Source organism: uncultured Erythrobacter sp., from assembly GCF_947499705.1.
GTDB lineage: Bacteria > Pseudomonadota > Alphaproteobacteria > Sphingomonadales > Sphingomonadaceae > Erythrobacter.
Map to the genome: position 1 here is coordinate 1236603 of NZ_CANMPJ010000001.1, position 18278 is coordinate 1254880.

20 protein-coding genes are annotated in these 18278 nt (G+C 58.6%); 3 read left to right on the plus strand and 17 right to left on the minus strand.

All coding sequences use genetic code 11. From position 1 onward, the window contains the following. Positions 1-5: 5 nt before the first annotated feature. The 5 genes from rodA to Q0837_RS05790 form a co-directional block, all read right to left on the minus strand. Positions 6-1124, minus strand: a complete 1119-nt coding sequence (gene rodA / locus Q0837_RS05770) for a rod shape-determining protein RodA (protein ID WP_298466338.1) — start codon at positions 1122-1124, stop codon at positions 6-8. Then, positions 1121-3127 (minus strand): penicillin-binding protein 2, encoded by a 2007-nt coding sequence (gene mrdA / locus Q0837_RS05775; protein WP_298469802.1) that lies wholly within the window; start codon positions 3125-3127, stop codon positions 1121-1123. Before mrdA ends, rodA begins: the two co-directional genes overlap by 4 nt. Positions 3128-3219: 92 nt before the next feature. Continuing rightward, entirely contained in the window at positions 3220-3774 is a 555-nt protein-coding gene (locus Q0837_RS05780; RefSeq protein WP_298466340.1) for a rod shape-determining protein MreD, read from the minus strand. Next, a complete protein-coding gene (mreC, locus tag Q0837_RS05785; RefSeq protein WP_298466342.1) occupies positions 3774-4664 on the minus strand; it encodes a rod shape-determining protein MreC in 891 nt (296 codons plus the stop codon). Before mreC ends, Q0837_RS05780 begins: the two co-directional genes overlap by 1 nt. Before the next feature lie 41 nt (positions 4665-4705). Then, the gene (locus Q0837_RS05790) at positions 4706-5749 is read right to left on the minus strand and encodes a rod shape-determining protein (RefSeq protein WP_298466344.1); all 1044 of its coding nucleotides are present in this window, start codon (positions 5747-5749) and stop codon (positions 4706-4708) included. A gap of 188 nt (positions 5750-5937) precedes the next feature. Between Q0837_RS05790 and mutL the strand changes: the two genes are divergently transcribed. Together mutL and Q0837_RS05800 are read left to right on the plus strand one after the other, a co-directional pair. Continuing rightward, positions 5938-7767, plus strand: a complete 1830-nt coding sequence (gene mutL, locus Q0837_RS05795; protein WP_298466346.1) for a DNA mismatch repair endonuclease MutL — start codon at positions 5938-5940, stop codon at positions 7765-7767. Positions 7768-7994: 227 nt separating this feature from the next. After that, the gene (locus tag Q0837_RS05800; protein WP_298466348.1) at positions 7995-9137 is read left to right on the plus strand and encodes a hypothetical protein; all 1143 of its coding nucleotides are present in this window, start codon (positions 7995-7997) and stop codon (positions 9135-9137) included. 22 nt (positions 9138-9159) lie between these two features. Here Q0837_RS05800 and ychF read toward each other — a convergent pair whose 3' ends face one another. The 5 genes from ychF to Q0837_RS05825 all read right to left on the minus strand — a co-directional run bounded on the left by ychF (position 9160) and on the right by Q0837_RS05825 (position 12997). Then, positions 9160-10260 carry a redox-regulated ATPase YchF gene (gene ychF, locus Q0837_RS05805; RefSeq protein ID WP_298466350.1) on the minus strand — a complete coding sequence of 367 codons (1101 nt, stop codon included), beginning with the start codon at positions 10258-10260 and terminating at the stop codon, positions 9160-9162. Between the two features lie 77 nt (positions 10261-10337). Beyond that, the gene (locus Q0837_RS05810) at positions 10338-11330 is read right to left on the minus strand and encodes an SDR family oxidoreductase (protein ID WP_298466352.1); all 993 of its coding nucleotides are present in this window, start codon (positions 11328-11330) and stop codon (positions 10338-10340) included. A 138-nt stretch (positions 11331-11468) separates the two neighbouring features. Then, on the minus strand, positions 11469-11696 hold the full coding sequence (locus Q0837_RS05815; protein ID WP_298466354.1) for a DUF3918 family protein: 228 nt from the start codon (positions 11694-11696) through the stop codon (positions 11469-11471). Between the two features lie 132 nt (positions 11697-11828). Next, a complete protein-coding gene (locus Q0837_RS05820) occupies positions 11829-12239 on the minus strand; it encodes a topology modulation protein (RefSeq protein WP_298466356.1) in 411 nt (136 codons plus the stop codon). Positions 12240-12340: 101 nt separating this feature from the next. Next, complete coding sequence (locus Q0837_RS05825) at positions 12341-12997, minus strand: CPBP family intramembrane glutamic endopeptidase (protein ID WP_298466357.1); 657 nt, start codon at positions 12995-12997, stop codon at positions 12341-12343. A gap of 167 nt (positions 12998-13164) precedes the next feature. On the opposite strand from Q0837_RS05825, the gene Q0837_RS05830 reads away from it, so the two are divergent. Beyond that, the gene (locus tag Q0837_RS05830) at positions 13165-13491 is read left to right on the plus strand and encodes a hypothetical protein (protein ID WP_298466359.1); all 327 of its coding nucleotides are present in this window, start codon (positions 13165-13167) and stop codon (positions 13489-13491) included. A 12-nt stretch (positions 13492-13503) separates the two neighbouring features. On the opposite strand, the gene pth is transcribed toward Q0837_RS05830, so the two are convergent. From pth to Q0837_RS05865, 7 genes are all read right to left on the minus strand, one after another. Further along, positions 13504-14070, minus strand: a complete 567-nt coding sequence (pth, locus tag Q0837_RS05835; protein WP_298469804.1) for an aminoacyl-tRNA hydrolase — start codon at positions 14068-14070, stop codon at positions 13504-13506. Between the two features lie 175 nt (positions 14071-14245). Continuing rightward, the gene (locus Q0837_RS05840) at positions 14246-14923 is read right to left on the minus strand and encodes a 50S ribosomal protein L25/general stress protein Ctc (RefSeq protein WP_298466361.1); all 678 of its coding nucleotides are present in this window, start codon (positions 14921-14923) and stop codon (positions 14246-14248) included. Positions 14924-15038: 115 nt separating this feature from the next. After that, positions 15039-15965, minus strand: a complete 927-nt coding sequence (locus Q0837_RS05845) for a TraB/GumN family protein (RefSeq protein ID WP_298466363.1) — start codon at positions 15963-15965, stop codon at positions 15039-15041. Beyond that, the gene (locus tag Q0837_RS05850) at positions 15965-16888 is read right to left on the minus strand and encodes a TraB/GumN family protein (RefSeq protein ID WP_298466365.1); all 924 of its coding nucleotides are present in this window, start codon (positions 16886-16888) and stop codon (positions 15965-15967) included. The genes Q0837_RS05845 and Q0837_RS05850 overlap by 1 nt, the downstream gene beginning before the upstream one ends. Before the next feature lie 65 nt (positions 16889-16953). Then, the gene (locus Q0837_RS05855; RefSeq protein WP_298466367.1) at positions 16954-17661 is read right to left on the minus strand and encodes a hypothetical protein; all 708 of its coding nucleotides are present in this window, start codon (positions 17659-17661) and stop codon (positions 16954-16956) included. Further along, entirely contained in the window at positions 17639-17842 is a 204-nt protein-coding gene (locus tag Q0837_RS05860) for a helix-turn-helix transcriptional regulator (protein WP_298466369.1), read from the minus strand. The genes Q0837_RS05855 and Q0837_RS05860 overlap by 23 nt, the downstream gene beginning before the upstream one ends. After that, complete coding sequence (locus tag Q0837_RS05865) at positions 17839-18270, minus strand: hypothetical protein (RefSeq protein WP_298466371.1); 432 nt, start codon at positions 18268-18270, stop codon at positions 17839-17841. The genes Q0837_RS05860 and Q0837_RS05865 overlap by 4 nt, the downstream gene beginning before the upstream one ends. Positions 18271-18278: the final 8 nt, after the last annotated feature.

Sequence of the window (18278 nt, forward strand, 5' to 3'; positions counted from 1 at the left end):
TGAGGCTAGTGCGCCAGTCCGCCGCGCGGGGCGTTGCGGTTCCAGCGATTGACCATCATCAATGCACCAATGCAGATCATGTTGGTCAGCATCGACGACCCACCATGGCTCATGAATGGGAGAGGGATGCCGACCACTGGTGCCATGCCCATCACCATCAGCAGGTTGACGGCAATGTAGAAGAAGATGGTGGCGACCATGCCCGCCGCCAGCAGGCTGGAGAACCGGTCACGAGAATCGCGTGCGACCTTGAGCCCCCAACGCAGGATGATGCTGAACACCGCAATCACGAACAGGCCGCCTACGAGACCCCATTCTTCCGCCATCGTCGCGAAGACGAAGTCTGTATGCGGTTCGGGCAGATATTGCAGATGACTTTGCGATCCGTTGTTGAAGCCTTTGCCAAACAGGCCCCCCGATCCGATGGCGATCTTGGACTGAGTGATGTGATAGCCAGCTCCAAGGGCGTCCGCTTCCGGATCGAACATCGTCAGTACGCGGCGTTGTTGGTATTCCTTCAGGCCAAAGAAGAATGCCAGTGGAGCAGCAACAACTGCCGCAGCGCCTCCGGCAATGAACCACTTCAATGGTAGTCCAGCGAGGAGCATGACGACCGCCCCGCCGAATGCAATTGCCAGCGAGGTGCCAAGGTCCGGCTGCATCAAGACCATGCCCATCGGGAGGGCAATCAAAGTTGCCGGGACAAGGAGCGCGCGCCAACTGGTGATCAACCCAACCGGGAGCGTCGAGTAGAACTGCGCCAAAGTCACCACGATAACCGGCTTCATCAACTCCGATGGCTGCAGCACCATGAAGCCTAAATCGAGCCACCGCTGGCTGCCTCCACGCAGCGCGCCCATTGCCTCAACCGCCACCAGCATGCCGAGCACAGCAATGTAGGCGGGATAGGTGAGTAGGCGGACGAAATCGCGCGGCAGCGATGTGATCACCGCTGCCATCACCAGGAAAACGCCGAACCGAATGAGGTGTGACGAAGCGAAGGGCTGCATTGAACCGCCCGCTGCCGAGTAGAGGACAGCGGCTCCAAAGCAGACCAGCAGGAACAAGGGGATCAACATCCCCCACGGTTGCCGCGCTATCGGAGCAGGGACGACGCTGTTCATTCGCCTGCCTCGGTTTCAGTCGCTGGGATGCCAGCATCGGGTGGAGGCGTGCCAACGCCTGTCGGATCGGAGCGCGGGGCCACGAACTCATCCGCGATTTCCTGCGATTGCTCGGCGGCGAGGCGCGCTTCAGCCTCTACCCGGTCGAATATATCTTCATCGCGGCGGGGAGGGGCGATCACTGTCTCGCCGCGCTCGGCAGCGTAAGCAGCATATCGTGCTTCAAGCCGCTGCTGAGCGGTTCCACCCCACTGCCTCTCAAGCGCGTTGAGCGCCTCAAGCCCTTTGGCCGGGTCGAACATGAAGGTCATGACATCGCGGGCAATCGGATAGGCCGCGCCTGAACCGCCGCCATGCTCGATGACGACCGCTCCAGCGTAGCGCGGCTTGTCGACTGGCGCGAAGAAAGTGAAAAGACCGTGATCGCGATATTTCCATGGGCCGGACCGGCCATCGGAGACGCTGAGCGACACGACCTGCGCGGTCCCCGTTTTTCCGGCCATCTTGATGTCGGGGAAGGGGAGGCGTCCGCGCCCCGCGGTGCCGGGGCCGTTCACCACATCGCTCATCGCTGCGCGAACATAGGCGACGTGATCGGACGGGAAATCGACCTGATCGAAGCCCTTGGGCGGGGTGTTCATCGTCAGCCTTGGCATCACATGCTTGCCGGTGGCGAGGCGTGCAGAAGTCACCGCCAGCTGCAGCGGGCTGGCGAGGTAATAGCCCTGGCCGATCGATGCGTTGACGGTGTCGAACGGCTCCCAATCGCGCCCGAACTTGTTCAGCTTCCAATCGGGTGTGGGGACAGTTCCATAAAACTGGCTGATCACGGGGAGGGGGAACTCCTCGCCCATGCCGGTGGTCTTGGCCATATCGGCGACTGCGTCGAAGCCGATCTGCTGCGCGAAATGATAGAAATAACTGTCGCAGCTCTGGTAAATGGCTTTCGCCATGTCGACCGTGCCGTGATTGCTCCAGCAATTGAAGAACCGGTTGCCGATCCGCCTGCCGCCCGCGCAGCTGATCGTTTCGTTCGGGCTGATCCCGGCCTTCAGAAATGCCATGCAATGCATTGGCTTGACGGTTGAACCCGGCGGATAAAGCCCTTTGAGAACTTTGTTGCGGAGCGGAACGCGCTGATCGTCGCGCAGCATCGCATATTCGACGCTGCCGATGCCGTCGGAGAAACTGTTCGGGTCGAAGCTGGGCATGGAGGCCATGCACAGAATGTCGCCGCTTTCGCAGTCCATCACGACGACCGAACCGCTTTCGAGTCCGATGCGGCGAGCAGCGTAGTCTTGTAGCGGTCCATCGATTGTCAGGCGGACGGGATCGCCCTGTATGTCCTCGCGGGTTTCGAGGTCGCGAATGATCCGGCCTGACGCGGTGACTTCAACCCGGCGAGCACCGGGCACGCCGCGTAGTTCTTCTTCGAACTGCTTTTCAAGACCGTCCTTTCCGATCTTGTAGCCCGGTGTGACAAGCAGCGGGTTGCGTTCAGACTCGTCGTATTCCTCGGCATTGGCCGGGCCGACATAGCCGATCAGGTGACCGACGCTGGATGCGGTCGGGTAGAAGCGGGAAAAGCCGCGCTGCGGGACCACGCCTTGCATGTCGGGCAGGCGCACACTGAGCGCTGCAAACTCTTCGTAGTCGAGCCCGCTGGCCACCTCGACCGGTTGGTATCCGCTGGTGGCCGCGATCTTGGTCTTGAGATCGGCGATGCGCGCGGGATTGAGGCTCAGCAAGGAGCCGATCTGATCGATGGTTGCGTCGGCATCGTTCAACCGGCCGGGAATTACATCGACACGGAAGTCTGCGCGGTTGGAAGCGAGCGGCGCCTCATTGCGATCGAGGATCCACCCCCGGCGCGGCGGGATGAGCGAGAGATTGACCCGGTTGCTTTCGGATTCGAGCCGGTACTTCTCATTCTCGGCAATCGCGAGATAGCCCATTCGCGCGGCCAGCAAGACGCCGATGCCGCCCTGCACAGTGCCGATCATGACACTGCGGCGATCAAACGTGTTTTTCAGAGTCGAAGCGTTGACGATGGGGCCTTTGCGCTTCGTGCCGTTCTTGCGGCCAAGCCACTTCGTCACCCAATCCTCCGCGAACGAGCGAGGCGGAACCGGTCAAGCCGGGCAACGATACGCGCAAATATCGGATACAGCAGCACCGACAGCGCGATCTGTGGAACCGCTGCGAGCAATTGATAAGGTGTCATCGTTGCGCCGGAAACCACCATGGCTGCAAGGATATACAGGATGATGGCTAGACTGGCGGTGAACCAGTCTTGCCAAAATCCGCGCCACGGAAAGCGGGTTTCGATGAGTTCAAGCGCGATCATGCTGAGCGACCATAGCATCACTGCGCTGCCGAATGGCTGCCCGCTGAAAAGATCGTCAAATGCGCCGAGGGGAATCCCCACCCAAAGCGGTAAGAGGCCCGGTCGCATGATCCGCCACCCGATGAGGAACAAGTAGGCGATTGGTGGCACAACCGGCATAACATCGGCGAGAAACAGGACCGGCAGGAGCGAGCCGATCATGATTGTCGCGTAGGGCACCAAGAGTGCCCGCCATGGCGACTGCACGCGGTTGATCCGGCTGCCATATCGGTCGGTGCGCGAGGTGGGGTTAAGCCGCTCCATCAATCGCTCAGCGGCTGCTCTATGGGAATTTCTGCCGCTTCGACGGCGGCCGGTTCGAAAATTGGTTCGACCGAGACGAAATCGGTGGCGGAGGGTTCTGCGATCAGTCTCGCCACAGCGCCATCTGATGTCACTTCGCTGACAATCGCGACCGCCATGCCAGGCCGGTAATATCCCCCGGCACCGCTCGTGACAAACAGGTCGCCTTCTTCCAGTGGGTTGGTGCCGAGATTGATCAGCCGGATGCGTAGCAGCCCGTCACCGCGTCCCTCGGCAAAGGCCACAACCTCATCCTTCGCGCGTCGAACGGGAAGTACGCTTTCGCTATCGGTCAGAAGCAGAACCCGCGATGAGCCGCGTGCAACTTCGAGGATACGCCCGACAACCCCGCGAGCGGAATGGACCGGCATCCCGACTTCAACACCGTGAATGCGTCCGACGCCAATTGCGGCGAAACGCCTGGAGCTGGCGGCGCTGGACCCGACTAGCCGCGCAACCGCTACAGGCTCCGCTTCGCCTTCGGCAAGGTTGAGCAGTGCCTTGAGGCGCTCGTTCTCCTGCTCGACCGATTGGGCTTCTTCCAGGCGGATTCGGGCGAGTTCGACTTCCTCACGTAAGGCGGCATTTTGACTGCCTGCGCTCAGATAGCCTGAGATCGTGTCGTAGAGGCTCTGGGATTCGCTGCGCACGATGGCGGTGCCCTCACCTGCGGGTGCAACTGCATCGTTTGCGGCACCGCGCAAAGGCGCGAAGGAGGAGGGCTGCCATAGCGAAAGCGCCAGCAAGCCCGCACCAAGAAGCGCGCCGAGCCCGGCCAGCAAATATCCTGTGAAGACCGAGTATTGGGCCTTCTTGGAATAGCTCGAATGACGCGATGATGGCGGCGCCATGGCCGGGTATTTCCTTCTCTTTGCTCTCCGCTAGCGTTTCGTTACGCGGTCATCAAAACGCCGCGATAGATCGGATCTTCCATCGCCCGGCCTGTGCCGATCGCGACGCAGGTCAGCGGATCTTCGGCTATCGAAACAGGCAGGCCGGTTTCTTCGCGCAAATGTTCGTCCAGACGGCGGATCAGTGCGCCGCCGCCGGTCAGGACGATGCCCTGGTCGACGATATCGGCGGCGAGTTCGGGTGCGGTGTTCTCCAGCGCGATGCGGACGCCTTCGACGATCGCACCAATCGGTTCGTTCAGCGCTTCGGCAACATGCGCCTGATTGATCGTGATCTCTTTCGGCACACCGTTGACGAGGTCGCGGCCTTTCAGCGTGATGACTTCGCCCACGCCGTCTTCCGGAACCATGGCGATGCCGTAATCCTTCTTGATCCGCTCGGCCGTGGAGTCCCCGATCAGCAGGTTGTGGTGTCGGCGAACGTAGGAAACGATCGCTTCGTCCATCTTGTCACCGCCGGTCCTCACCGATGTTGTGTAGGCGAGTCCTCGCAGCGAAAGCACCGCGACTTCGGTTGTGCCGCCGCCAATATCGACCACCATGCTGCCAACCGGTTCGGTCACCGGCATGTCAGCACCAATCGCAGCGGCCATCGGCTCTAGGATCAGATGCACTTCGGAGGCGCCCGCATTCGAGGCAGCATCGCGGATCGCGCGTTTCTCGACCGAGGTCGAGCCGGAGGGAACGCAGATCACAATCTCCGGATAGCGGAACAGATTGCGCTTTCCGTGAACCTTGCGGATGAAGTGCTTGATCATTTCCTCGGCAATTTCGATGTCGGCGATCACGCCGTCGCGCAGGGGGCGGATTGCCTCGATTGAATCTGGCGTCTTGCCCATCATCATCTTCGCATCGTCGCCAACTGCCTTGACGCGCTTGATCCCGTTGATCGTTTCGATGGCAACCACAGAGGGTTCGTTCAGGACGATGCCCTGATCCTGCACATAGACGAGGGTGTTGGCTGTTCCGAGGTCGATCGCCATGTTCTGCGAACCGAATTTGAACAGATTGGCAAGAAAGCTCATTATATCGTTGTTCCGTGGATGCCGGGCCGGTTCTCGCAGACCCCCTGCAAGGTGAACGACCCGAAATTGAGGTGTGCATTTGCGCCTAGCGAATCCCTACAGAAAACGCCAAAAATTTTGTTGACGAGGATGGTAATTATGCACGGCAGCCCTCGAATTTGCGGTACATGAGGGCTAGCGTACGATTAATGCCCCAAATTCGCCGCCTTCCATCCGATCTTGTGAACCGTATTGCCGCCGGTGAAGTGGTTGAACGGCCTGCCGCTGCGCTCAAGGAATTGGTCGAGAACGCGGTTGATGCAGGCGCGGCGCGAATCGATGTGGCTCTGACTGATGGCGGTCTGACGCGGCTTGAAGTGACTGACGATGGCTGCGGGATGACGCCGGACGATATGGCGCTCGCGCTGGAACGGCATGCAACATCGAAGCTTCCCGATGATTCGATCGAGTTGGTTTCGACGCTTGGTTTCCGCGGAGAGGCTTTGCCGTCGATTGCTAGCGTCGCACGGCTGACCATTGAATCGCGCGTCCGCGAGGCGACTGAAGGTTGGCGGCGGGTGGTCGATCATGGCGAGCTGGTTGAGGATGCTCCCGCCGCGCTCCCTCCGGGTACGCGCGTCCGGGTCGAGCAATTGTTCGCCAAGGTACCCGCGCGACGCAAATTCCTGCGCACGCCGCGCAGTGAGTATATCGCTTGCCTCGATATCGTTCGACGTTTGGCCATGGCACGCCCCGATATTGCGTTCTCGATGACGAATGGTGCGGAAGGTAAGAGCCGCACGGCGCTATCGACGCAGGCGAATGAGGAATTGGCAACACGCGTCTCGCAGATTGTTGCGCGCGAATTGAAGGACAATGCGGTCGCGATCGACCTTGGGCGCGACACGCCCCATGGCGTGATGCGGCTTACCGGCTTGGCGGGCCTGCCAACCTACAATCGCGGTGTGGCCGATCACCAATATCTGTTCGTGAATGGCCGCCCGGTGAAAGATCGCCTGCTGGTTGGCGCGGTGCGCGGTGCCTATTCCGACATGCTCGCGCGGGATCGCCACGCGGTGCTGGCGCTGTTCCTCGAACTGCCGCCGCAGGATGTGGATGTGAACGTGCATCCGGCAAAAACCGAGGTGCGCTTTCGCGATGCGAGCGGGGTGCGCGGGTTTATCGTTTCCGGTTTACGGCAAGCCTTGGCCACCGGTGACCGGCGAAGCGCGCAGGGGCCGGACCGCGCGGCGATGGAGAAGTGGCATGCGGAGCCTGTGCGTGAGGAACCGGCAGCGCTGCGTTCGATCTTCGAAGGCCGCGATTGGTCAGCGCCTTCATCATCTGTCAGCGAACCTCGTCCAGATTGGAGATCGCAGGATCAAGCGCTTCCGATCGGGCGCGCCGAGGAAGCAGCGCCGATTCCCGAAGAGGCGCAGGACTACCCGCTCGGTATTGCGCGCGGACAAGTCGCCAACACCTACATCGTCGCCGAGAGCAAGGATGGCTTGGTCCTCGTCGATCAGCACGCCGCGCATGAGCGGCTCGTGCTTGAACGGCTGCGGGCTTCCGGGGCTGGGGAGGCGGTTGCTCGGTCACAAGCTTTGCTGGTGCCCGACGTGGTCGAGATGGACGAAGCTGATTGCGACCGTCTTGAAGAAGCTGCCGAGGGTTTGGCGCGGTTTGGCCTGACGGTTGAACGCTTCGGTCCCGGCGCGATGCTGGTCCGTGCAGTGCCTTCAGCCATCGCCAAAGCTGACAGCGGGAAGCTGCTCCAAGACGTGGCCGACGATATCGCCAAGCACGGCCCGCAAGAGGACAGCGGATCGCTGTTGCTGGCAGAACGCCTTGAATATGTGCTCGCGACCATGGCCTGCCATGGATCGGTGCGGGCAGGGCGGGTGCTCAGCGTCGCAGAGATGAACGCGCTGCTGCGCGAGATGGAAGCAACGCCAAGGTCAGGGCAGTGCAATCATGGGCGACCGACCTGGGTGAAATTGGATATGGAAGACGTCGAGAAGCTGTTTGGGCGGCACTAGTCTCACTCGGCGAGACAGCGGCAACAAATTTCGGATGTCCTGATCTGTTTTCCGATCAAAATTCGCATTGTTTCATGACAGGCATTGCGAAGCTCCAAAATTCTAGGGGGCTATCGATGCGCTCGAAAGGGTTCATCATAGTCGTTGGTCACAGAATGAGCGTTTGCGAACCTGCCCGGTTGAACGGAATTCAAGTCGGCATTCGAAAACGCAAAGGGCTTCTAAGGATGATCAATCATGAATCATACACCAACAAGTACGGCACCAAATTCTGGATTGATCACAAGGGCATCCAGCTTCTGTGCTTTCGGTATGCTTTTCGCCGCATTGCATATTATCGGCCAAACGGAACTCTATCGGAGAACATGGAGTCGATGAGCCGACAATACTCGCTGGCAATCAATGACATTTATCGAAATATTGAGCATCAAAAGCACTACACCCGGGCGCAGGTTAGGGTGTGTCACTACGCTTCCAAGGTGATCGACTATCAGAAGTGGTTTGCTGAACGGGTTCACAAAGAGCACATCGCAACGAAGAGGCGTCTAGACAATTATCTGTACGACCAATTCAAATCTGTGATTGCAGTTGCCGAAATCGGCGTGATTATAGCTGCGGCTGCCGGGGTGGTTGGCGGTCCCGTGACTCTGACGGTTGCCATTGTCGCAGGTGGCTACAACGTGATTTACGAATACAAGGTCAATAAGCGGCGCGGAATGCGCCTGGCCGGAATTGGTGCTGCTAATCTTGTGCCGGTTGGTTCAGAGATATTTCGGTCGGTCAAAGGCGCTAGCAATTTCAAGACCGCCTATGGTCTGGTCCTGTCGGAGACGGTTGCAGTGGGCGGCAATGAAATGCTGACATCTGGCGATGTGAAGAAAGCCACATTCAAATCATTGATGAGCTTGCTAACCGGGTCGACGCGGGCTGAATCGGACGACGCCAAAGAGGTTCTGGAGGCGTTAAAAAAGGCACCGAATCCAACAGAGTATATCAAAGGCCTCGCCGAAAGATCGGCTGAAGCCTACGACAAATTGGCCAAGACGCATAACATCTCGTCAATGGGAATTGGGGGCATACTCGCAACGGACAACGCATTGGCATTCAGACGCGCAAGGCAAAACGTTGCCGGTAAAGGAAGAAAAACGGGCGGGCGGACCAAGGCGCCAAGCAAGATCCCACACACTTCCACCAAGTCACGCCGACATAAATCGGCTCTACCAACGCCTGACAAAAGAGCTCAGAGTCTGGCCCAGTTGCCGAGCATCGCTCAATATCCGAGCGCGCCCGGACAGCTCTGCAGATTGTTGGTGATGAGAGACATCTCAGATCGTCCCATTCTGCCGAAACCAGAGGTCCGCATTTGGTAGCGCTGAGAAATCTTGGCCTCGACTAGACGTTGAACTTGAACAGCATCACGTCGCCGTCCTGCACGTCGTAATCCTTGCCTTCCTGACGCATCTTGCCCGCTTCTTTCGCTCCTGCTTCGCCGTTCAGGGCGATGTAGTCGTCATAGGCAATCGTCTCTGCGCGGATGAAGCCCTTTTCGAAGTCGGTGTGGATTTCGCCAGCGGCCTGAGGGGCCTTTGCACCCGCCGGGAATGTCCAGGCGCGCGATTCCTTGGGACCGGCGGTGAAGAAGGTGTTGAGGCCCAGCAGCGTGTAGCCAGCGCGGATCACGCGGGCGAGGCCGCTTTCTTCGAGACCCAGGGCTTCGAGATACTCGGCGCGGTCTTCCAACGGCATTTCGACCAGTTCGGCTTCGATGGCGGCTGATACGACGACCGCTTGAGCGCCCTCTGCCTCGGCCTTGGCGAAGACCTTGGCCGACAATTCGTTACCTTCCGACGCTTCGTCCTCAGCGACATTGCAGACATACAGCACCGGCTTGGCGGTGAGCAGCTGCGCCTGAGCGAACAGGCGTTCTTCCTCGTCGTCTTTCGGCTCGGTAAGCCGCGCGGGCTTGCCGTCTTTCAGCAGATCGAGCGCTTGCCCGAGGACACTGGCGAGGGCTTTCGCTTCCTTGTCGCCCGCATTCCCGCGCTTCTGCGCATTGGGAACGCGCTTTTCGAGGCTTTCGAGGTCGGCGAGCATCAGCTCGGTTTCGACCACTTCGGCATCGGTGATCGGATCGACCTTGTTGGAGACATGCTGGATGTCGTCATCCTCGAAACACCGCAGCACATGCACAATCGCATCGACTTCGCGGATGTTGCCGAGGAACTGGTTGCCCAGACCTTCGCCAGCGCTCGCGCCTTTCACTAGACCTGCAATGTCGACAAAGCCAAGCTGTGTGGCGACGACCTTCGCGCTCTTCGCAATCGCGGCGATCTTGTCGAGCCGCTCGTCCGGAACCGCGACCTGACCCACATTGGGCTCGATTGTGCAGAACGGATAGTTCGCAGCCTGCGCAGCCTGCGTTTCGGTAAGTGCATTGAATAGGGTGGACTTGCCGACGTTAGGCAAACCGACGATCCCGCAACGGAAACCCATGGGAATTCTCTTTCAGAACTGGAAAGCGCGGCGCTTAGCGAGCCGGACGGTTTTTGGCCAGCCTGCTTCGCATCGCGTCAAACGTTGTGAACCGCCTTGACCCAAGGGCCGTAGCCGGAATTGCCCAGCCATCCGACCTGCACCTTGGCGGTTAATTCATTGATGGCGATCTGCGGTTTGCCTCCAGGATGGACCGGTCGGCGCAACGGACGGGTGCCTGGGGCCATCGCAATCACTTCGGCCATGGCCTTGGGCACGTCCATCGGATCGGTGCTGCCGCCGCCGGTGCGCTTGCCCAGAGGCTCGATCAGCGCGGGGTAGCCGGACGTGTGTTTTTCGTCAGCGCGGTCAAGCAGTTCGAGGCTGTTCTTGTTAGCGTTCGACCAGATCATCGTCGGGTAGCCGCCCGGCTCGATGACCGTCACGTCGATCCCGTGTGGGACCAGCTCGTACGCCATGCCTTCACTCATTGCCTCAAGCGCAAACTTTGTGGGTGAGTATTGGCCGTAAGATGGCGCGATCACTCGGCCGAGTTGGGACGAGACGTTGATGATCAAACCCGACTTCGCCTTGCGCATCGCAGGCAGGACGGCGCGGGCCATGCGGTGCGGGCCGAAAACATTAGTGTCGAACGTGAGCTGCGTCGCCTCCATGTCCTGGATTTCGATGGGTCCGCCAAATGAGATACCGGCATTGTTGATCAGGACGTCGATGGCGCCGCCGGATTCCTTTTCAGCATAGGCGACCGCAGCGTCGATCTCGTTCTGTTGCGTTACATCGAGCTGCACGACGTTTATGTCGAGATTGTCATGTAGTGCGATTACCATCAGCTCATCAGCTTCGGGCCGCGGGGTATTTCGCATTGTCGCGAATACCTTCGCTCCCATCCGGGCGAAATGCTCGGCAGCCAATCGTCCAAAACCAGTCGAACAGCCGGTGATGAGGATGCTTTTGCCGGTTAGGTCAGGTTTGGTTTCCAGCACATCCTGCTGAGCAAAGGCGGCGGTAGCGGCGAGGGCGCCTGTGGCGGCTGCCCCGGCGAGCAGGGTGCGTCGATTGATTTGTGTCATGGGTATTGAATAGCACCGAGCGCAGACGGTTCCAACGCATTACAATTCAATGCCCCAGAAACGGGTAGGGCGCGTCTCCGACCACAGGAGACGCGCCCAAACTAGCACCACGCAGAAGGTGCTCAGGAAACTATATTTTTAGTCGCGAGCTTGCTTGCGACGCTTGGCCATCATGAACGCAGCTGCACCTGCACCGAACAGCAGCACGCTGGAAGGCTCAGGAACTTCCGTGCCGCCACCCGAACTGCTCGAACCGGTCGGCGGCGTATCCTTGGGCGGAGGCTTCAGCGCTTGAGCCGGAGCGGCAAGCGAAGCGCCGACCATGGTGACGGCGAGGAGGCCAGGAATGATATTGAAACGACGCATGATTTCGCAAATCCCTATTGAACAAGCATGTATCGAAGACTGAATTTAGACATGAGGGATAACAGCTAGTTCGGCGGTGTCTCGCGCGGATCGGCACAGTGTTTCGAATTGGAGCAGCTTCAAAATGCGGGGTTAACCGGCTTTCGATGACAGCCAGTTTTTTAGCTCTTTGGGATGACGGAAGCGTAGCACCTTGTCTTCATGTCCAACCAGCTTCGCCTCGGTTCGCGGCTTTGGCCCTGAATTCCAGCGAGCAACGTACCAAAGAAATGAAAGGTTCAACTGCTCTGGGCAGCCTTCGCCCATGTCCGGGCGAGTGCGACCACGATAACGCATGACACGTTTGACTATGCGGAACAGACAAAGAGGGATGGGATAGTCGAGGTAGAATACGGCTTCGGCGCGGGGCAAACGAAGCTCCATCGTGCCTCCGTAGTTGCCCTCGATAACCCAGCTGTCGTGCGCGGCGACTTCAGCAACCTTCGAGCGCAACTGCAGGGTTTCCGTTTCGACCCAGCCCGGCTTCCAATTGAGCTTATCCATGTGAAAAAGAGGTAGGTCGAACAATCGCGCGATCTCAAATGCCGCAGTGGACTTCCCGGCGCCGCACGGACCGATGACCATGATCCGCTTGTATTTGGCAGTCATGACGTTTGTGGTTCGACAGGTCCGTCATCTGTGGTTTCATCGAAATAGCCAATCCGGTGCAGCTCTTTCTGCACGTACCACAGCGCAAAGACGTCATAGAGTGCGTGGCCGATCATCACCGCGAGGAGGCTGCCGGTTTGCCAGTAGATCACAGCAAAGAAGGCGCCGATCATGAAGATAATTGCGCTGATAATCGGCTTGGCAAAGTGGATCAGCGCGAACAGGAGCGAACTGAGGATGATCGCCAAAGGCATCGCCATATAGTCGCTTGCAAGGGTCATCAGGCCCGCACGAAACAATGCTTCCTCACCCACGCCCGCGCCGATCGAGATGACGATGATCGCACCGAAACCCAGTCTGTTCTCGAGAAATTTGAGATTATGTCCCTGCGCGCGAACGAGCTGTTCGGAGATTTTCGGGAAGCTGAAAAAGAACCCGCCGACCACCGCGCTCAGGCCAGCGCCGATGGCAATGCCCAATGTGATCTGCGAGGTATCTACACTGATGAAATCCGCCAGCGCGCGGCCTGAGAACCACCAGACCGCGATTCCAAGCCCGGCCGTCAGCACTGTCTGCACCATCATCAGGCTCAGCAGTTTGGGCGTGGTCAGAAGCTCGTCGGAAGCGTCAGTTGGCCGATTCTCACTCATCATTCTTACCTATGTCATGTCGCCAATGTTGTCGAAAATGCACAAGGAAAACCGAGCAGAATCGTTAGATTTGCATATTCGTTGATTGGCCGAGGTCGAACGTGATGGCCGTCATGGATGATCTCAGATTGGTAGTTATCGGGATCAGTGCCAAACAAAGGGAATAGGAAATGGAAGCGATTACCACAGCCGCGCTTACTTCGCTGGTTACATCCGGAGGCGTCATCTGGGCGATGTTTCGGTTCCGGCGCGAACACCTGTTAGATCTTCAGGCTGAGCGATTGATCAAGCGGTTGCTTAACAATCCCAAATATCGCTTCAGAACCTTCACGACGATCAAACATCATCTCGGCGGGTTCGAGGACAATGAACTGCGCAAGATGATTGTTCGGGCAGGAGGCATACGCTTCAGGGACAACCTCGATGAAGAAATATGGGGTCACTATGACCGAGTTGGCGAGGTCCTTGATGCGGAGTGGAAAACTAAGACCAATTAAGGTTGGGGATACTCATTGCATCCGCAGCGCCACATCGCCCATGAAGCGGGGGTTGTCGCCTTTGACGAGCCATTCTGCTTCGGCGCCAATCGCGCCAAGCATGGCGACGAGACCGTCTTGTTCCGCTTTAGAATAGTTTCCGAGCACATGGCCGGTGACGCGGTCCTTGTGCCCTGGGTGTCCGATCCCGAGCCGCACCCGGCGAAAGTCTGCACCTAGGTGTTTGTCGATTGAGCGCAGACCGTTGTGCCCGGCCGTGCCGCCGCCTTGTTTGACCTTCACCTTGAATGGCGCGAGGTCCAGTTCGTCATGGAAAACGGTGAGTGCTGACAGTTCGAGCTTGTAGAAGCGCATCGCTTCGCCGACGCTGCGACCGCTTTCATTCATGAAGGTGGCGGGTTTCAGCAGAAGGACCTTCTCGGTGCCGATCCGCCCCTCCTGGGTCCAGCCCTGAAACTTCTTCTGAACGGCACCGAAACCGTGCATTTCGGCAATGACGTCCATCGCCATGAAGCCGACATTGTGCCGGTGCATCGCGTAACCCGGTCCGGGATTTCCAAGGCCAACCCATAGTTGCATCATTTTCCCTTAGCAGGCTTCGTCTGCCCCTCAAGCACTTGGCGCAGCGCGTCCGCTCACAGCCCATGCGTGCAACGGGCCCGGCGGTTGGTGTGCTTACAACACACAAAAACACCGGACTGGTTTCCCAGCCCGGTGCTTTGGTGATTGCATTGAAAAAGTGGGTAGAGGAGGCTTACTCGCCGTCGCCGCCTTCTTCTTCGTCGCCCTTCTGAGCGGTTGCTTCGACCTCGTCAGCTGCAACCTCTTCTTCGCCTTCGGTCTCTTCCTCTTCGCTCTTCTTGAGCGCGGATGGAGCAACCAGCGTTGCAATGGTGAAGTCGCGATCGGTGATCGCGCTTTCGCTGCCGTCGGGAAGCGTCACTTCGCTGATGTGGATCGAATCGCCGACTTCCTTGCCGGTGACGTCGATTTCGATCTGGTCTGGAATCGCGTCCGACTTGCAAACGAGATCAAGTTCGTGACGGACCACGTTGAGAACGCCGCCCTTCTTGAGGCCAGGCGATTCTTCTTCGTTGACGAACACGACCGGGATCTGAACCTCGATCTTCGCATCCTTGGACAGGCGCAGAAAATCGACGTGGGTCGGGCGATCGGTCACGGGGTGCAGCGCCACATCTTTTGGCAGCGTGCGCATGCTCTTACCGTCGACTTCGATTTGGACAATCGAGTTCATGAAGTGGCCAAGCATCAGCTGACGGACCAGTTCCTTTTCCTCGATGTGAATCGGAGTGGGTTCTTCCTTGCCGCCGTAAATTACAGCGGGAATCCGACCTTCGCGGCGAAGTGCTCGGGAGGCTCCCTTGCCTGCCCGTTCGCGCGCTTCGGCCGGTAGTGTGAGAGCGTCGCTCATAATGCTACCTTTCGAATGCGTATGTTTGATATCGTCTTCGTGCGCCACGCCTCCAGGGATGACCATAACGCCGAAGCGCGGGCCGTTACCGCGAGCGCCCCCGTAAAGCAAGCAATTATCGCGTGATTGCAGTGACCGTGTAGCCGCGTTGTTCGAGCATGGCAGAAAGGCTGTCTCCGCCTACCAGATGAGCCGCTCCAACTGCTACCAGGGGCTTTTGCTCAGCGCGCAATATTGCGGAGAGCCTGCCCGACCAAGCGCGGTTTCTCTTCACCAGCAACGCTTCACGCAGTTCAGCGTCTGCCATAATGCCGGTAGTTGTGGCCTGCTCCAGCGTTGCAGTGTCACCCTTCAGCCATGCATCCCGCAATCGACCGGGGTTTTCCTTCGCAAGCTGCGATTCTTCTACGACACCGGAGAGCAAATCGCGCTGGTCGTCTTCAGGCAGGCTGTCGAAGATCGTGAGCTGAGCCACCGCACCTTCGAATTCAATGACCTCGCGGCCATCGAATTCTTCGATCACAATGCGGTCGACGCCGTTCTTCGGATCACCCTGAGCATTGACCTGCGCCAAGGCCAAAGCAGCGGCCCATGTCTCGGTGCTCGTCAATTGAGCAGGTTTTAGGCCTGCTCGTTCGATCATGTTCGAAAGAGCCGCGCGTTGGCTTGGAGGTAGACGCTGAGGCAGAGGCGGGAGGTTGGGCGAGATCGCAAGCTCAGCATAAACATCAGCGATAGCCTGCCGATCGTCGAGATTTGCGATCTCAACCACCAGCATATCGGCCTGATCAATGACTCGATCTATCGCCTCGGTTCGCCAGGCCACATCATCTGGCAAAGCGTGGATCGTGCCGAGCATCCAACCTTCAACCGCGCCTTCGCTGTTGGTGATTTCAAACAGCGGCGGACTGGTATCGGGGGCGGGCTCAGGCGGCTCGTGAAAACAGCCGCTCAGAGCAAGCGATGCAATGGCAGTGAGCGCCAACCCTCCGAGCCGGCGCAAGTCGCGAAGCCCGGAAATGTTGGCGCCCCCATGATCCATTATTGAACGCGGTCTGTGGCGATGCCGCGTTCGGCAAGGTAATCCTGAACGCTCTTCTCACCGGCAAGGTGACCTGCACCCACAGCGATAAAGATCGTGCCAGGGCTATCCATGCGAGCGTCGATCCACTCGGCCCAGGTCTTGTTGCGCTCATAAAGCAGCTTTTCAGCAACCATCGGATCCGTCAAACCTTCGTTCATGATCGCGGCGAGCGCATCGGCATCGCCTTCGACCCATTCGGCGACCATTGAATCGAGGATCGGTTTAACCTCATCGATGCCTTCGGCTGCTTCCATCATGAAGGCGATCTGCGATTCCTGCGGCAGTCCATCGAAGATCCCGATCTGGAATTCGGCGGTCTCAAGCGCTTGCTGTTCAATGTCGCCAGCCTTGCTCAGGATTACCTTGTCGACGCCAGCATCAGGCGAATAGCCCTGCTGCATCAGTGGGAGCATGGTGAGTGAGAGCGCAGCCATCCACGGCTCCAGCCGATCAAACGCCTCGGTTGGCAGGCCGAGCTTGGTCAGCGCAGCCTCGTAGCTCTGGGTCTGATCGGGAGTGAGCAACGAACGCAGGCTAGTTTCAGGCGGAAGAAGGCCCTTGCTGATCGCAATCTGCTGCATCGCGGCCTCGCTGCCGGGGTCCATCTTGATTTCGGTTACAACGGTGTCGGAAGATGTCAGCGCTTCCGCGATCTCGGCATCATACCATTCGATCTCTTTCGGCAGCGCGTGGATCGTGCCGAACAGGTAAATGGTGGTGTCCTGATCAGCGACTTTCCAAAGGGCGGGGCCTTCCGATGCGGCCGCTGCAGTATCGGCAGTTGCTGTGGCCGTAATGACCGGATCTTCGGCCAAGACGGGGTTTGCGGAGAAAAGCGCGACCGAAGCCGCTGACAGAGCGAGCAGTTTGAGGTGTTTCATATGTGATGCTCCTAAGAGGTGAAGATGAGTGGATATTGAACGCGGTTTGGAAATCGGCTTCGTGGCTATGTGAATTTCTTGTAAAACCAGGCGGCGGTCCAGACGACGCAGACGGCCAGGAACACAATCATCGGGTCTTGCGATGGCACCCATCCGGCACGCGCGGCGATCCACCATCCGGGAGCCAGGAAGAAATAGAAGTGGAGGGAGACCACACTGCCATAACGGTATGCGTCTGCTTCATGTTCGTCGATCGAGCGCCACCACAACAGCGTGATAATCGGCGCGATGATCAACAAGCCAAACAAGACTATGATGGCCGGTGTTGAACCGATTGGGTCGTTTGAAAACAGGAGGTTGTTCTCAGGTCCTTCGATCAATGCGAAAGCCACGCCTGCAACAATGCTCAATCCGATGAGCAGGACCATCAGATCACGCGATCGCTTTACGCTTGGGCCGACCGGTTCCGGGCCAGTATCGGGCCATAACTTCACACAAAGAAGCACCACTCCGGCGATGAAGAGGAGGCCTAAGCCGATGATCACCGCGTCGATCAGCGACGGCACGCCATGCTCGAGAATTGCCGTAGAATAGCCAAGCAGGAATGCTGCAAGGAACAGCAGGGCCACGCCGCCGATGCTCATGATCAGCGTCTTGCGCAGCACCGGATTTTGTTCGTCGTCGCTCTCGATGTCGGTCACGCAGACACTCTTTTCTGAATTGGGGTGGTTGTGATTGATCGGGCTGGTGTCATTTGCCTCTTGCTTCGTCATCGAACACCTCCTCGATCGATAGGCTGAAAAGCCGCGCTATGCGGAATGCGAGGGGAAGGGACGGGTCGTGCTTGCCGGTCTCGATAGCGTTCACGGCCTGACGCGATACATCGAGTTGAGCGGCGAGTTCAGCCTGGCTCCAGTCGCGTTCGGCGCGCAGCACTTTGAGGCGATTCTTCATCCGCCGGTTCCTTTCCAGCGCAAGAAGGCATAGCCAATCGACCAGGCGAACGCCGCGATGGGCACCATGCCTTGGATCATCGAACGTGGGCTGTCGACGTTCAGCAAAGGGCCAAGAAGAAAGTCGATCGCCACTCCGCAAAGCAGCAGAGTGACCATGCCGATCATGGCAGACTGGGTCACGATCTGTCCCATGTAGTCATCCCATCCTTTTCGGTCGATCCGATGCATCACACATGCTGAAATGCCGATCAAAACAACTGTCGCAAGGGTGATCGTCCCACTAAGCAGGGGGGGAAGGGGAGCGTGGATCGGTGGAAGGGCGAGCGACTGCCCGTTAGCGAGCAGAACCGCTGATCCCAGCCCCATGATCGCGAAGGTAAAATCCACTAGGCGAGGTGCGTAAAGACCTTTGGCTGTGTGTGGCATGCGTCATT

Excerpts from the sequence above, each read along its gene's own strand:
- Q0837_RS05845 (WP_298466363.1), bottom strand. The coding sequence starts at position 15,965 with ATGGATCATGGGGGCGCCAACATTTCCGGGCTTCGCGACTTGCGCCGG.
- mreC (WP_298466342.1), bottom strand. The coding sequence starts at position 4,664 with ATGGCGCCGCCATCATCGCGTCATTCGAGCTATTCCAAGAAGGCCCAA.
- Q0837_RS05850 (WP_298466365.1), bottom strand. The coding sequence starts at position 16,888 with ATGAAACACCTCAAACTGCTCGCTCTGTCAGCGGCTTCGGTCGCGCTT.
- Q0837_RS05855 (WP_298466367.1), bottom strand. The coding sequence starts at position 17,661 with ATGACGAAGCAAGAGGCAAATGACACCAGCCCGATCAATCACAACCAC.
- mutL (WP_298466346.1), top strand. The coding sequence starts at position 5,938 with ATGCCCCAAATTCGCCGCCTTCCATCCGATCTTGTGAACCGTATTGCC.
- Q0837_RS05815 (WP_298466354.1), bottom strand. The coding sequence starts at position 11,696 with ATGCGTCGTTTCAATATCATTCCTGGCCTCCTCGCCGTCACCATGGTC.
- Q0837_RS05825 (WP_298466357.1), bottom strand. The coding sequence starts at position 12,997 with ATGATGAGTGAGAATCGGCCAACTGACGCTTCCGACGAGCTTCTGACC.
- Q0837_RS05830 (WP_298466359.1), top strand. The coding sequence starts at position 13,165 with ATGGAAGCGATTACCACAGCCGCGCTTACTTCGCTGGTTACATCCGGA.
- Q0837_RS05800 (WP_298466348.1), top strand. The coding sequence starts at position 7,995 with ATGATCAATCATGAATCATACACCAACAAGTACGGCACCAAATTCTGG.
- Q0837_RS05840 (WP_298466361.1), bottom strand. The coding sequence starts at position 14,923 with ATGAGCGACGCTCTCACACTACCGGCCGAAGCGCGCGAACGGGCAGGC.
- ychF (WP_298466350.1), bottom strand. The coding sequence starts at position 10,260 with ATGGGTTTCCGTTGCGGGATCGTCGGTTTGCCTAACGTCGGCAAGTCC.
- Q0837_RS05820 (WP_298466356.1), bottom strand. The coding sequence starts at position 12,239 with ATGGATAAGCTCAATTGGAAGCCGGGCTGGGTCGAAACGGAAACCCTG.
- Q0837_RS05780 (WP_298466340.1), bottom strand. The coding sequence starts at position 3,774 with ATGGAGCGGCTTAACCCCACCTCGCGCACCGACCGATATGGCAGCCGG.
- Q0837_RS05790 (WP_298466344.1), bottom strand. The coding sequence starts at position 5,749 with ATGAGCTTTCTTGCCAATCTGTTCAAATTCGGTTCGCAGAACATGGCG.
- Q0837_RS05810 (WP_298466352.1), bottom strand. The coding sequence starts at position 11,330 with ATGACACAAATCAATCGACGCACCCTGCTCGCCGGGGCAGCCGCCACA.
- Q0837_RS05860 (WP_298466369.1), bottom strand. The coding sequence starts at position 17,842 with ATGAAGAATCGCCTCAAAGTGCTGCGCGCCGAACGCGACTGGAGCCAG.
- pth (WP_298469804.1), bottom strand. The coding sequence starts at position 14,070 with ATGCAACTATGGGTTGGCCTTGGAAATCCCGGACCGGGTTACGCGATG.
- mrdA (WP_298469802.1), bottom strand. The coding sequence starts at position 3,127 with ATGATCGGCACTGTGCAGGGCGGCATCGGCGTCTTGCTGGCCGCGCGA.
- Q0837_RS05865 (WP_298466371.1), bottom strand. The coding sequence starts at position 18,270 with ATGCCACACACAGCCAAAGGTCTTTACGCACCTCGCCTAGTGGATTTT.
- rodA (WP_298466338.1), bottom strand. The coding sequence starts at position 1,124 with ATGAACAGCGTCGTCCCTGCTCCGATAGCGCGGCAACCGTGGGGGATG.